Below are 13692 nucleotides of genomic sequence, written 5' to 3' on the forward strand. Positions count from 1 at the left end.
CTGATCGCCTGTTGTCCCCCACTCCTATCCCCGCCCCCGGCGTGCCGCAACCTCCGGTGTGAGCAATCTGCGAAGACATCCCAGGCATCTGGAACGTTCCGGACCGAGACTGCCCTGTGAGATACCCAACTCCCCCGCGATCTCGCGGTACGTGAGGTCCTTCGGGGAGAGGAGGGCGGCCAGCAGAGAGGGGCAGCGGCCGGGCAGCCGGCGGACCGCGTCATGGACGGCCCTGCGGCGGGCCGCCGCGAGGGTGAGCTGCTCGGGGGTGTGGTCGTCGTCGGCCACGGGCTCGGTGTCGTAGGGCCGTTCGAGACGGGTCGTACGACGGCTGCGGCGGGACTCGGAGCGGACGGCCCGGCGGAGCCAGCCGGGCGGGTCGAGAGGCGGGCCCTGGGTCTCCAGGTGTTCCAGGAGGCGGACCCAGACCGCCTGCTCGAGGTCGCCCGGTTCCGTACCGGTGGCATGTGCCTCAGCGGATGCCTCGGCCGTCAGCAGCGGGCGCAGGGTGGTGACCAAGTCGTGCGTCATATGCGGTACGACACGGCCGCCCGGGGCGTGGGTTGCCCGGGCGGCCGTAAGTCACCCCCATCGGGGGCCGCAGGCTCAGCGGTTGACGAAGTCCTGGCGGGCCAGGACGCCGGTGTCCGGGTTGTCGGTGAAGACGCCGTCGATGCCGGTGGCGAAGTAGCGCCGGAAGGCGCCGAAGGCGTCTCCGTAGGCGTCCGCGTCGGTGCCCTTGCGGTACTCGGCCGGCAGGAACGGGTTCTCGTTGCGCATGGTGTAGGGGTGCAGGATCAGCCCGACCTTGTGGGCGTCGGCGACCAGGGTGGTCTCCTTGTCGAGGCTGCCGTCCGCCTTCTTCGTGATCACGAGATCCAGGGTCGGGCCGATGCCCTGGGCGTAGCCGGCGATCTCCCTGAGGCCCTTGGGGGTGATCAGGTCGGCGACCGTGCGCGGGTCACCGGTCTCGACGAAGTCGAAGGGGCGGGTGTTCGCCGCGGACAGCAGCACGACGAGGGGGTTGTCGACGAGCTTGTTCAGCCGCTGGATGCTGGTGGGCTCGAAGGACTGGAGGATGACCGGCGAGTTGCGCCGGTCCTTGCCGTGCTTGTGGAGGAGCTTGGCGACCCGCTCCTCGAGACCCAGGCCGAGCTTGCGGAAGTAGGTGGGGTGCTTGGTCTCGGGGTAGATCCAGACCTGCTTGCCGCGTTTGCGGGTCTGCTCGTCCTGCCACTTGAGGACTTCCTCGAAGGTGGGGATCTCCCAGCGGCCGTTGTAGAGCGTGTTGTGCGGGCGGTTGGCCGGGATGCGTTCGATCGCGCGGAGCGTCTTCAGTTCGGCGAGCGTGAAGTCCTCGGTGAACCAGCCGGTGACGGAGACGCCGTCGAGGACCTTGGTCGTCCTGCGGTCGGCGAACTCCTTGTGGTCGGCGACGTCGCTGGTGCCGCCGATCTCCGGTTCGTGACGGCAGACCAGGTGGCCGTCCCTGGTCGGGACGAGGTCGCCGGCCTCGACGATGTCGGCGCCCAGGTCGAGGGCGAGCTGGTAGGAGCCGAAGGTGTGCTCGGGGCGGTAGCCGCTGGCACCCCGGTGCCCGATGACCGTCGGCACGGGCAGGCTCCCGAGGCCGCCCTTGCCGTGCCCGGCGGACCCCGCGGTCGCGGCTCTCGCCGTGCCCGAGAGTCCCAGGACCGCTCCCCCGGCGCCGAGCATCGCGGCTCCGAGAAGTGCCCGTCGTCCGGTGCCGTCCGTGTGCGCGTCCTGCGATCCCATGTGGGCCCCTTCTTCCGTCGCCTCTTCGCTGCGGGCCGATCGTAGGTCGGCGTCCGTGACGGACGGGAGACCTGCGGCGGAACACGCGGGTGACGTGGGATGTCGCATGGGAACAGATGTCTGACGACTCGTCGGCATCGGGGCGGGGAGCCGGGGTACGCGTCCGTCGGGGCGACGTCGGTCACATCGTTCCGACCGGGTTTCCGGCAGGCAACGCGGCCTCGCCGCAGGTAAACGAGCGTCAACAACGCGTAAGACCTCGGTGAACCCGCGGTGCTCGATGTGCACGATTCCCCGAGCCGCGAGTAATGTCCTCACCTGCACAGACTCATACAGTTTCCTTGGCCGTTCTCTTGACATCGGAGGGCCCGTTGTCCCGCTTCGTGCTCATCAAGGCAGTGCTCGGACCGATCATGCGCCTGATGTTCCGCCCGCAGGTGGAGGGCGCGGAGCACATCCCGGGCGACGGTCCCGTCATCCTCGCCGGCAACCACCTCACCTTCATCGACTCGATGATCCTTCCGCTGGTGTGCGACCGGCAGGTGTTCTTCATCGGCAAGGACGAGTACGTCACCGGCAAGTCCCTCAAGGGCCGCCTCATGGCCTGGTTCTTCACCGGGGTCGGCATGATCCCGGTGGACCGCGACGGTGGCCGTGGCGGCGCGGCCGCGCTGATGACGGGCCGGCGGATCCTGGAGGAGGGGAAGATCTTCGGCATCTACCCCGAGGGGACCCGGTCGCCCGACGGACGGCTGTACCGGGGCCGTACCGGGATCGCCCGGCTGACCCTGATGACGGGCGCGCCCGTCGTGCCGTTCGCGATGATCGGCACGGACAAGTTGCAGCCGGGCGGTTCGGGGATGCCGCGGCCCGGGCGGGTCACCGTGCGGTTCGGTGAGGCGATGGAGTTCTCCCGCTATGACGGGATGGACCGGGACCGGTATGTGCTGCGGGCCGTGACGGACTCCGTGATGGCTGAGGTCATGCAGTTGTCGGGGCAGGAGTATGTGGACATGTATGCGACGAAGGCGAAGGCTGCGTAGTCGGTTCGTTGTCGGTCGGTTCGTTGTCGGGTGCGGGTGCGTGGGGGCTGGTCGCGCCCGCGCGGCGGAGCCGCAAGTCGACACAGCCCCGCGCCCCTAAAGGCCCAACCGTTGGTTCTTCAGCATGAACCAAGCCGCCAACGCTGTTGCGAGCAGGACTGCTGCTCCTGCACCCGCCGCGATGGTGAGGCCGTCCACAAAAGCTCCCCGAGCTGACGCCAGCAGGTCCTGAGCCGTGTTCATCGGCATGCCCGAAGCCGCTTCCACCGCGCCGCCCAGCGACTCGTGCGCCCCGGTCGGTGTGCCCGGCGGGGCCGTGAAGCCTCGGTACACGCCCGTCACGATCGAGCCCAGGACCGCGATGCCCAGGGCCGCGCCCAGTTCGTACGCCGTCTCCGAGACCGCCGAGGCCGCGCCCGCCTGGTCCTTCGGGACGCTCGACAGGATCACGTCGGCCGTGACCGTGAACGAGAAGCCCGCGCCCACGCCCACGACCAGCAGGGCCGCGCCCAGGACCGGGTAGCCCGTGGACTCGTCGAGCACGGTCAGGGATGCCAGGGCCAGGCCGATGGCCGCGAGACCGCCCGAGACCACCGCGCGCACCGAGTAGCGGCGGGCCGTCGCTCCGGCCACCAGACCGGCCGCCACCGCCCCCACCGCCGCCGGGAGTTCGGCCAGACCCGCCTCCAACGGGGGCCTCTCCTGGACCAGTTGCAGGTACTGGGAGAGGAAGAAGACCAGGCCGGAGAGGCCGAGGATGGTCAGCAGGTCGGCCAGCACGGCACCGCTGAAACCGCGGTTGCGGAAGAGCCGCATGTCGAGGAGCGGGGTCGGCAGGGTCAACTGGCGGCGCACGAAGGCGTAGAGGGCCGCCGCGCCCAGGAGACCCGCGGCGATCGGCTCCCCGGTGACGCCGTGGGAGGCGGCCTCCTTGACCGCGTAGACGACGGCGATCATGCCGACCAGGGACAGGACGACGCTGATCATGTCCCAGGGGCCCGGGTTCGGGTTGCGGGACTCCGGCAGCAGCTTGATGCCGACGAGGACCAGGACCGCCATCACCGGCAGGTTGATCAGGAAGACCGAGCCCCACCAGAAGTGTTCGAGGAGGAAGCCGCCCACGATGGGGCCGACGGCCGTACCGGCGGACGCGGTCGCGCCCCAGATGCCGACGGCGAGGCTGCGCTCGCGCGGGTCGTGGAAGATGTTGCGGATCAGGGCCAGGGTGGCGGGCATGAGGGTCGCGCCGGCGACGCCGAGCAGGGCCCGGGCCAGGATCATCAACTCGGGTGTCGTCGCATAGGCGTTGAGGACGGACATCGCGCCGAACGCCGTCGCGCCGAGCAGCAGGATCCGCTTGCGGCCGATCCTGTCGCCGAGGCTGCCCATCGAGACGAGCAGGCCCGCGATGACGAAGGAGTAGACGTCACCGATCCACAGGAGCTGGGTGCCGGTGGGCTTCAGGTCCTCGCTGATGTAGGGGGTCGCGAGACCGAGGACGGTCGCGTCGACGGCCACCAGCAGCACGGCGAGCACCAGGACGGACAGCGCGAGCCAACGGCCCGGACGCTGCACCGCCTCGGTCGTGGTCGCCGGCCGCAGGGTGCTGGTCATGATTCCTCTCTCCGTAGTGCGCCACCGAGCAGCAGCTCGGTGATCATGTGGGTGAAGTCCTTGGGGGCGACGCGGCCCGCCTGGGTGGCCCAGGCGCACGAGGCGACCAGACCGTAGAGCGCCTCGGTGAGCCAGACCGGGCTGAGGTCGATGCGGAACTCGCCGCTCTGCTGGCCGCGCACGAACACCGAGGCGATCCGGAGGTCCAGCCGCGACCAGGGGTCGCCGCCGCCGTCCTCCCACAGTTCGTTCTCGCCGTAGAGGAAGGCCAGCAGTCCGGCGACGGGCTCGATCTCGCGGACGAGCCTGCGGACGGCCTCGCCGGCGGGCCCCTCGTCGAGGCGGGCCGCGTCGAGGGCCGCCTCGCACTCGGCGATGCCGTGCTCCTCCAGCGCCTTCACCAGGGCCTCGCGTCCGGCGAAGTGGCGGTGCAGGGTGGCCCGGCTGATCCCGGCGGCCTTCGCGACCTCGTCCATGGTCGCGGTGGATTTGCGGGTCAGGAGGGCCGCGGCACTGCGCAGCACGTGGTCACGATCGACAGCCATGAGACAAGAGTACCTCGCATGAGACATTGTTGTCTCATGCGAGGTACGGAGGTCTCATCCACGTCGGCCCAGGCCGCGTTTCGCTCAGTGCCAGGGCAGCTGCCCGCGCCGCTGCCAGTAGGCCTGCGGCTCCTCCGCCAGCTGCGCGAGCCGGGCCAGCTGCTCGTCGTCCAGGTCGACCACGGCGGCGTGGAGGTTGGAGGCGAGCTGGCTCGTGGTGGCCGCGCCGGACAGGACCACTCCGGCCCAGGGCTGCCGGAGGACCAGTGCGAGGGCCACCGCGTCACAGCCGAGTGCCGTCTCCTCGGCGACGGCCTTCAGGGCGTCCGGCGCGTGGGGTGCGGCGAGCCTGCCGTTGGCCATGCCCTCCTTGACGATCACCGTGAGTCCGGCGTCGTGGGCCTCGGCGAGGGCGGGGGCGGCCGAGGTCTCCAGGGCGTTGTACGTCGACTGGACCGTACGGAAGAGGGGTTCGCCGTCGACCGTCACCTCCAGCGCGGCGCGGATCGCGTCGGCCTGGGCCGGGCCGCTGGTCGAGAAGCCGATGGTGGTGCCCTCGGCTGCCGCCTCCGCGAGCCTGGCGTGCAGTTCCTTGTCGGTCAGGGCCGGGCTGTCCGGGGTCACCGAGTGGATCTGGTAGAGGTCCAGGTGGTCGCCGAGGAGTTCGGCGGTCTCGGCGCGCTGACGGTCGTACGTCCGGACCCCGTGGTCCTTGACCTCGTGCTTCTCGGCGTCGGTGGTCCAGTTGGCGGTGTAGGTGTAGCCCCACTTGCTGCCGATGACCACGTCGTTTCGGCCGGGGTTGTTCTGGAGCCAGGTCGCGAGGAACTCCTCGCTGCGGCCGTAGGAGCGGGCCACGTCGAAGTAGCGGACGCCTTGGAAGTAGGCGGCGTCGAGGAGTTCGTGGGTGCGGGCTCGTAGCGTCTCGACGCTCCGGTCCTCTCCCAGGTCTTCGTCTCGGCCCAGGTTGATGTAGCCGGGGCGGCCTACTGCGGCGAGGCCCAGGCCGATGTGGGAGGTGGGGGTTGTGGCGGTGGCGAGTCTGGCGAAGGGCATGCCGCCAACGTAACGCGGGATGCCCGTTCGCCTCACGGGGTGGGTTGTTCGGTGGTTCGGCGGCTGCGGGAGCGTCGTGGTTGCTCGCGCAGTTCCCCGCGCCCCCAAAAAAACCCAGGCGCGTGGCTGGTCGCGCCCACGCGGCGGAGCCGCACATCGATACAGCCCCGCGCCCCTAAAGGCCCTTCGCCCGAACCCATTCATGCTGCGCTGCCACGTTCGTCTTCACTTCCGCCAGCTGGACCGCCACCGCGCTCGGGGCCGTGCCGCCCCTGCCGTTGCGGGAGGCCAGGGCGCCGGGGACGTTCAGTACCGTGCGGACCTCGGGCGTCAGGTGGGCCGAGATCTTCGCGAACTGCTCGTCCGTCAGGTCGTTCAGTTCCTTGCCCTCGGCCTCGGCGGCCTTGACGCACTCGCCGGCGACCTCGTGGGCGACCCGGAAGGGCACGCCCTGCTTGACCAGCCACTCGGCGATGTCGGTGGCGAGGGAGAAGCCGGCCGGGGCCAGTTCCTCCATGCGCTCCCGGTTGACCGTGAGGGTGGCCATCATGCCGGTGAAGGCGGGGAGCAGGACCTCAAGCTGGTCGCAGGAGTCGAAGACGGGCTCCTTGTCCTCCTGGAGGTCGCGGTTGTAGGCGAGGGGCAGGGCCTTGAGCGTGGCCATGAGGCCCGTCAGGTTGCCGATCATGCGGCCGGACTTGCCCCGGGCCAGCTCCGCGATGTCCGGGTTCTTCTTCTGGGGCATGATCGACGAGCCCGTGGAGAAGGCGTCGTGCAGGGTCACGAAGGAGAACTCCTTCGTGTTCCAGATGATGATCTCCTCGGCGATCCGGGAGAGGTTGACGCCGATCATCGCGGTGATGAAGGCGAACTCCGCGACGAAGTCACGGGAGGCCGTGCCGTCGATGGAGTTGCCGACCGAGCCGTGCTCGAAGCCGAGGTCCTTCGCCACCGCCTCCGGGTCGAGGCCGAGGGAGGAGCCCGCGAGCGCTCCCGAGCCGTACGGCGAGACCGCCGTGCGCTCGTCCCACTGGCGCAGCCGCTCGGCGTCCCGCGACAGGGACTGCACGTGGGCCAGGACGTGGTGCGCGAACAGCACCGGCTGGGCGTGCTGGAGGTGGGTACGGCCGGGCATCGCCACGTCCGGGTGGGCCTCCGCCAGGCCGATCAGCGCGTCCTGGAGCTCGGCGATCAGGCCGCCGATGATCCGGGCGTGGTCCCGCAGGTACATGCGGAAGAGGGTGGCGATCTGGTCGTTGCGGGAGCGGCCCGCGCGCAGCTTGCCGCCGAGGTCGGGGCCGACGCGCTCCAGCAGGCCCCGCTCCAGGGCGGTGTGGCAGTCCTCGTCGGCGATGGTGCCCACGAAGGAGCCGTCGGCCACGTCGGCCTCCAGCTGGTCGAGTCCGGCGAGCATGCGCTGGAGCTCGTCCTCGCTCAGCAGGCCCGCCTTGTGCAGCACGCGCGCGTGGGCCCGCGAACCGGCGATGTCGTAGGGCGCGAGCCGCCAGTCGAAGTGGACGGACGCGGACAGCTTGGCCAGGGCCTCGGCGGGGCCGTCGGCGAAACGACCGCCCCAGAGCCGGACGTCACCGCTGTTGCTGCTCACTTGCGTTGCTCCTCACCGCTGCACTCAACGTTATGCATGATTATGCAGAGCTCTGCATGATTCGTCAATTCGGGATCGCGGGCGGAGAATTTGCGGTCCCTTTGAACGCCTGAAACCGCTTGCCCGTACTTCACGCCGAACGCAGGCGCCGCGTTTGTCAACGAAGACCACTCCCGACCCCGAGTGAGGCATCCGCATGTCCAGGGCTCTTCCTAAGTACAACCAGCGCCGCGTGGCGATCATCGGTGGCGCCGCCGCCGTGGCACTGACCGGCGCGATCGTCGCCGGTACCGCCCTCGCCGGGGAGACCTCCAAGAGCGGCAGCAACACCACCACCGCCCGCACCCTCGCCTCCCCCGGCAGCATCTCCTGCCCGGACGTGGCCTCGAAGCTGCCCGCGATCCCCGCCTCCGCCCAGGCCGAGGTCGCCCGCAACCTGACCCTGCTCCAGACCCAGATCAACGAGGCCAACAAGCGCCTCGTCGACACCGTCGGACAGGGCGGCCCCAACTTCGTCAACAACGCCATCCTCGGCCCGCTCAAGGACAAGCGCGTGGCCACGGTCAACCGCATCGCCACGGCCATCGGCCGTACCGCGGCCAAGCCGCAGGGCCTGGACGCGCTCGCGCCCTGCACTCTGAACGGCGCCGGCGCGGCGGGCGCCAACAACGGCAACGCGAACGCCAACGCCGGTGGCAACGCCAACGCCGGCAAGGGGAACGGCAACGCGAACGGCAACGCGGGCAAGGGGAACGCCAACGCGGGAGGCAACGCCAACGCCGGGGGCAACGCCGCGGTCGGCACGATCTCCTGCCCGGACGTGGCCTCGAAGCTGCCCGCGATCCCGGCCACCGCCCAGGCCGAGGTCACCCGCAACCTGACCCTGCTCCAGACCCAGATCAACGAGGCCAACAAGCGCCTCGTCGACACCGTCGGACAGGGCGGCCCCAACTTCGTCAACAACGCCATCCTCGGCCCGCTGGCCGACAAGCGGAAGTCGACCATCGACCGCATCGCCATCTCCATCGGCCGCACCGCGGCGAAGCCCCAGGGCCTCGACTCCCTGGCCGCCTGCACGCTCACCAAGTGACGTGACAGGCGCTGTGGCCGCCCCGTGTGAGCGCCGGCCGGGGCGGCCACGGGCAGGTCCGCGCAAGTGGACGCCCGAATTCCTTAGACAGTCAAAAGGTTTGCACCCATAATGCTTAGACATGGGAAAGACCTATGAGCGCATAGACGGCCGGCTGCGCACCTTCATCGAGGCGCAGCCCCTCTTCTTCACCGCGACCGCCCCCCTCTCCGGCGACGGCACGGTCAACCTCTCCCCCAAGGGCCTGCGCGGCTCCTTCGTGATCCTCGACGAACTCACCCTGGCCTACCTCGACTTCGCCGGATCCAACGCCGAGACCATCGCGCATCTGCGGGAGAACGGCCGGATCACCCTGATGTGGTGCGCGTTCCAGGGGCCGCCGAACATCGTGCGGGTGCACGGACGCGGTGAACCCGTCTTCCGGGACGACCCGCGCTTCGCGGACCTGCTCTCCCGCTTCCCGGACATCGACCCGACCCGGCACGGCCTGCGGGCGATCGTCGTCGTGACGGCCGAGGTGGTCCGGGACTCCTGCGGTTACGCGGTGCCCTACATGTCGTACGACGGCGACCGCGAGCTGCACGGCAAGCGCTTCGCACGCGAGGACGACGACTCGCTGAGCGCGTACTTCGCCAAGAAGGAGCACATCGCCACGAGCCTGGACGGGCTCCCCGGGCTGCCGCTGCCGTTGCCGCCTTCCACGGTCTGACTCCTGCCGCTTTCCAGGGTCTGACCCCTTGCCACCCTCCACGGTCTGACATTCACCCGGTCCGGAGCCGGACCGTGAACGTCGTCGATCCCGGCCCGCTCTCCACGGTCACCTCTCCGCCGTGCGCCTCCACCACCGCGGCCACGATCGACAGGCCGAGGCCCGCGCCGCCGGTGGGGGCCTTGGTGCTGCGGTCGGCCCGGGTGAAGCGTTCGAAGACGCCCGGCCGGATGTCGTCCGGGATGCCGGGGCCGTCGTCGTGGACCGTCAGCGTGGCCGTGGTGCCGTCGGTCTCCAGGGCCACCGTCACCTTGGTGCCCGCCGGGGTGTGCAGACGGGCGTTGGACAGCAGGTTGGCCAGGACCTGGTGGAGGCGGTGTTCGTCGCCCGCCACCGTGACCGGGTCCTCGGGGAGGTCCAGCTCCCAGCGATGCCCGGAACCGGTGGCCCGCGCGTCCGTGAGGGCGTCGAGGACCAGACGGGTCAGGTCGACAGGGGCGGACTCCAGGGGGCGCCCCGCGTCCAGGCGGGCCAGCAGGAGCAGGTCGTCGACCATCGCGCCCATCCGGGTGGACTCGGCGGCGATGCGTTCCAGGGCGCGGGTGACCTCGGGCGGCACCGGGCCGGGGTGCAGCAGGGCGAGTTCGGCGTGGCCGCGCACCGAGGCGACCGGGGTGCGCAGTTCGTGGCTGGCGTCGGCGGCGAAGCTGCGCAGCCGCTCCTCACTGGCGTGCCGTTTGGTCAGGGCGTCCTCGACATGGCCGAGCATGCGGTTGAAGGCGCCCGCGACCCGGCCCACCTCGCTGCGCGGGTCCGACTCGGGGGCCCGGGGCGGCAGGGCCACCTCCCCGCTGGCCAGCGGGAGTTCGCTGACCCGGGTGGCGGTCGCGGCGACCCGGCTGAGCGGCCGCAGGGCCCAGCGCACCCACAGGGCGCCCGCGACGCCGGTGGCGGTGAGGGCGGCGCCGAAGACGATCCCGGCGACCAGGACGAGCCGGTGGACGGTGGCCTCCACGGGCTCCAGGGGCAGGCCGGTGACCAGGACGTCACCGTCCAGGCCGCGGGAGGCGAGCATGCGGTAGTCGTCCAGCGCGGAGAGGTCGACGCTGTGGCCCCGGCCGTCGGCCGGGATCGCGGCGAGCCGGGCGCGGTCGGCGGCGGTGAGGCCGACGTTCAGGGTGCCGGTGGAGCGGACCACCGCCGCGTTGGTGACGGTGCCGTCCACGAGGCGGGCGCCGAAGGTGCCGGTGGCCTGCCTTCGGGTGTCGCCGTGCTCGTCACCGTCGTGGTCGTCCTTCACCGGTTGCCCGCGGTGCTCCAGGCTCACCGCGAACCTGTTCCCGGCCTCGGTCAGCTGCTCGTCGAGGCGGCTGGTGAGGAAGCCCCGCAGGCCGAGCACCGCGGCGCCGCCGACCGCGGCGCAGCTGACCGCCAGCAGCACCACGAGGCCGAGGGTGAGCCGGGCCCGCAGGGTGTGCGGCCACGGGATCCTCACGACGCCACCGGCTTGAGCACGTAGCCCGCCCCGCGCACGGTGTGGATCATCGGCTCGCGGCCCGCGTCCACCTTTCTGCGCAGGTAGGAGATGTACAGCTCGACGACGTGGGCGCGGCCCCCGAAGTCGTAGGACCAGACCCGGTCGAGGATCTGCGCCTTGCTGAGCACCCGGCGCGGGTTGCGCATGAGGAAGCGCAGCAGCTCGAACTCGGTCGGGGACAGTTCGATCAGCTCGCCGCCGCGGGTGACCTCGCGGGCCTCCTCGTCCATGACCAGGTCGCCGACGGTCAGCCGCGGGCCCTCGTCCAGCTGGCGGGCCATGCCCGCGCGGCGCAGCAGTCCGCGCAGCCGGGCGACCACCTCCTCCAGGCTGAACGGCTTGGTGACGTAGTCGTCGCCGCCCGCGGTGATGCCCTTGATGCGGTCCTCGACGGCGTCCCGGGCGGTCAGGAAGAGCACGCAGACGTCCGCCTTCACGGTGTGCAGGGCCCGCAGGACGGCGAAGCCGTCGGTGTCCGGGAGCATCACGTCCAGGACCACGGCGTCGGGCAGCAGTTCCCGGGCGGCGGCCACCGCCGAGGCGCCGTCCCCGGCCGTGCGGATCTGCCAGCCCTCGTAGCGCAGGGCGCCGGAGAGGACCTCGGCGAGGTCCGGGTCGTCGTCGACGACGAGGACGCGCAGCGGGGTGCCGTCGGGGCGGGTGAGGGCGGGGCGGCCGGAGCGGGTCGTGTTCATGGCCTTTCCAGGATCTCCCCCGGCGCAGGCGTCGGACAGCGCGGGATGCTCTGAGTTTCCTCTGAGTGGGCTCAGCGGGTGCCCGTTCAGAGGGTCCTCAGAGGTTGTCCTCGCACAGTGGTGCCAGGACAGGCGAAAGGACACCCCTATGACCACCGTGTACGAGCGGCGGGCGGCACCGGCCGTGGCGCCGCCCGCGCGACGATCACCCGCGGGTGTCGTACTGGCCCTGCTCTGGGCGGGGGCGGCGGCCGTGCTCGCCCTGTGGTGGACGGACACCGGTTCCGTGGTCGGTGCGGCCGGGTGGCTGACCGGGGCCGGGCGGATCGCCGGGCTGCTGTGCGGGTACGCCTGCGCGGTGCTGGTCGGGCTGATGGCGCGGGTCCCGTTGCTGGAGCGGCGGGTCGGCTCGGACCGGGTGGCCCGCTGGCACGCGATGGCCGGCCGGTACACCGTCTGCCTGCTGCTCGCGCACGTCGGGCTGATCCTCGCCGGGTACGCGGCCCAGGACGGCGCCTCGCTGTGGCACGAGACCGTCACCGTGGTCCTGGACTACCCGGAGATGCTCAAGGCGACCGCCGGCACGGTGATCCTCCTCGCGGTCGGCGTCACCTCGGCACGGGCGGTGCGCCGCCGCACCAGCCACGAGTTCTGGTACTACGTCCACCTCCTCACCTACGCGGCCGTGTTCCTCTCCTTCGGCCACCAACTGGCCCTCGGCAACGACTTCAACGGGAACACGGCGGCGACCGCTGCCTGGTACGCGCTGTACCTCGGCGTCGCCGCACTGGTGCTGTGGTTCCGGGTCCTCGCCCCGGTGCGGCTGAACCTGCGGCACCGGCTGCGGGTGGAGTCGGTGCACCGGGAGGCGCCCGGCGTGTACTCGGTCGTCGTGCACGGCCGGCGGCTGGACGAACTGGGCGCGCGGGCGGGGCAGTTCTTCCGCTGGCGGTTCCTCGGGGAGGGCATGGGATGGACCTCGACGCCGTACTCCCTGTCGGCGCCGCCCCGCCGTGACCGCATGCGGATCACCGTCAAGGCACTGGGCGACCACAGTACAGCCGTCGCACTGCTGCGGCCGGGCACCAGGGTGTGGGCGGAGGGGCCGTACGGCTCCCTGACCGGGGACCGGCAGTCCTCGCCCAAGTCGCTGCTCGTGGCCGCCGGTGTCGGCATCACCCCGATGCGGGCCCTGTTCGAGACCCTCCCGGGCGAGGTCACCCTGCTCTACCGGGCCCGCACCGCCGAGGACCTCGCTCTCGGGGGTGAGCTGGAGGCCCTGGCCCGCTGGCGCGGCGCGAAGGTGCTGTACGCGCTCAACGGACCGGACGGCCGCCGCCCGAATCTGAGCGCCCCCGCCCTGCGGTCCGCCGTCCCGGACCTCGCGGGCCACGACGTCTACATCTGCGGCCCGCACGGCTTCGCCCGGGACCTGTACGAGGAACTACGGGCCGCCGGGGTCCCGGACCGCCGCATCCACCACGAGTCGTTCGAACTCTGAGACCTGTGAGGCCGTAGAAGTGCACGCACTGAAGAAGAACCGTCCGCTGCGCCGGATCGTGCTGGCGAGCGCCGCCACTGTCTCCGGAATGGTGATGCTGCTGTCGCTGAAGCCGCATGCCTCGCCGCAGGCCGCCCTGGCACTGCCCGCGCCCTCGGGCAGTGCGAGCGCGTCGAGCGGCAGCGGCTCGGCCACCACCGGCACGAAGACCGTCACCGGCGACACGATCCAGACCCGCTGGGGTCCGGTCCAGGTCCGCGTCACCATCAAGGACGGCAGACTCACCGAGGTCACCGCGGTCAGCTACCCGTCGGACAACCCGCGGGACCAGGAGATCAACAGCTATGCCCTCCCCCGGCTGCGGACCGAGGCGCTGACGGCCCAGAGCGCGGACATCGACACGGTCTCCGGGGCCACGTACACGAGTGAGGGTTACCGCCAGTCACTTCAGTCCGCACTGGACTCGGCAGGCGGCTGAACACACCGGCGTCACGGCACGTATCCAAGGACCAAGGGACCA

General features: G+C 71.0%; 13 protein-coding genes. 5 read left to right on the forward strand and 8 right to left on the reverse strand.

What is annotated here, in order from left to right:
* Positions 1–24 precede the first annotated feature (24 nt).
* Together AQJ54_RS26705 and AQJ54_RS26710 are read right to left on the reverse strand one after the other, a co-directional pair.
* Positions 25–531 (reverse strand): sigma-70 family RNA polymerase sigma factor, encoded by a 507-nt coding sequence (locus tag AQJ54_RS26705; RefSeq protein WP_062241552.1) that lies wholly within the window; start codon positions 529–531, stop codon positions 25–27.
* A 75-nt stretch (positions 532–606) separates the two neighbouring features.
* Positions 607–1776 (reverse strand): glycerophosphodiester phosphodiesterase, encoded by a 1170-nt coding sequence (locus tag AQJ54_RS26710; protein WP_062241554.1) that lies wholly within the window; start codon positions 1774–1776, stop codon positions 607–609.
* Between the two features lie 371 nt (positions 1777–2147).
* Between AQJ54_RS26710 and AQJ54_RS26715 the strand changes: the two genes are divergently transcribed.
* Positions 2148–2819, forward strand: coding sequence for a lysophospholipid acyltransferase family protein (locus AQJ54_RS26715; protein WP_062241556.1), 672 nt, complete (start codon positions 2148–2150; stop codon positions 2817–2819).
* 96 nt (positions 2820–2915) lie between these two features.
* Here AQJ54_RS26715 and AQJ54_RS26720 read toward each other — a convergent pair whose 3' ends face one another.
* From AQJ54_RS26720 to argH, 4 genes are all read right to left on the reverse strand, one after another.
* Positions 2916–4433, reverse strand: coding sequence for an MFS transporter (locus AQJ54_RS26720; RefSeq protein ID WP_062241558.1), 1518 nt, complete (start codon positions 4431–4433; stop codon positions 2916–2918).
* A complete protein-coding gene (locus AQJ54_RS26725) occupies positions 4430–4978 on the reverse strand; it encodes a TetR/AcrR family transcriptional regulator (protein WP_062241560.1) in 549 nt (182 codons plus the stop codon). Before AQJ54_RS26725 ends, AQJ54_RS26720 begins: the two co-directional genes overlap by 4 nt.
* An 84-nt stretch (positions 4979–5062) precedes the next feature.
* Positions 5063–6034 (reverse strand): aldo/keto reductase, encoded by a 972-nt coding sequence (locus tag AQJ54_RS26730; protein WP_062241562.1) that lies wholly within the window; start codon positions 6032–6034, stop codon positions 5063–5065.
* Positions 6035–6209: 175 nt separating this feature from the next.
* Complete coding sequence (gene argH, locus AQJ54_RS26735; protein ID WP_062241563.1) at positions 6210–7640, reverse strand: argininosuccinate lyase; 1431 nt, start codon at positions 7638–7640, stop codon at positions 6210–6212.
* A gap of 196 nt (positions 7641–7836) precedes the next feature.
* Here argH and AQJ54_RS26740 point away from each other — a divergent pair, with 196 nt between their 5' ends.
* Positions 7837–8730 (forward strand): hypothetical protein, encoded by an 894-nt coding sequence (locus tag AQJ54_RS26740; protein ID WP_079070023.1) that lies wholly within the window; start codon positions 7837–7839, stop codon positions 8728–8730.
* Positions 8731–8851: 121 nt separating this feature from the next.
* The gene (locus AQJ54_RS26745; protein WP_062241566.1) at positions 8852–9439 is read left to right on the forward strand and encodes a pyridoxamine 5'-phosphate oxidase family protein; all 588 of its coding nucleotides are present in this window, start codon (positions 8852–8854) and stop codon (positions 9437–9439) included.
* A gap of 52 nt (positions 9440–9491) precedes the next feature.
* On the opposite strand, the gene AQJ54_RS26750 is transcribed toward AQJ54_RS26745, so the two are convergent.
* Both AQJ54_RS26750 and AQJ54_RS26755 read right to left on the reverse strand, forming a co-directional pair.
* On the reverse strand, positions 9492–10934 hold the full coding sequence (locus AQJ54_RS26750; protein ID WP_062241568.1) for a sensor histidine kinase: 1443 nt from the start codon (positions 10932–10934) through the stop codon (positions 9492–9494).
* Entirely contained in the window at positions 10931–11671 is a 741-nt protein-coding gene (locus AQJ54_RS26755) for a response regulator transcription factor (RefSeq protein ID WP_062241570.1), read from the reverse strand. The genes AQJ54_RS26750 and AQJ54_RS26755 overlap by 4 nt, the downstream gene beginning before the upstream one ends.
* A 148-nt stretch (positions 11672–11819) precedes the next feature.
* Between AQJ54_RS26755 and AQJ54_RS26760 the strand changes: the two genes are divergently transcribed.
* Together AQJ54_RS26760 and AQJ54_RS26765 are read left to right on the forward strand one after the other, a co-directional pair.
* Positions 11820–13172 carry a ferredoxin reductase family protein gene (locus AQJ54_RS26760; RefSeq protein ID WP_062241572.1) on the forward strand — a complete coding sequence of 451 codons (1353 nt, stop codon included), beginning with the start codon at positions 11820–11822 and terminating at the stop codon, positions 13170–13172.
* A gap of 19 nt (positions 13173–13191) precedes the next feature.
* Positions 13192–13650, forward strand: coding sequence for an FMN-binding protein (locus AQJ54_RS26765; RefSeq protein ID WP_062241574.1), 459 nt, complete (start codon positions 13192–13194; stop codon positions 13648–13650).
* Positions 13651–13692 lie beyond the last annotated feature (42 nt).

This window comes from Streptomyces griseorubiginosus, from assembly GCF_001514195.1.
GTDB lineage: Bacteria > Actinomycetota > Actinomycetes > Streptomycetales > Streptomycetaceae > Streptomyces > Streptomyces griseorubiginosus.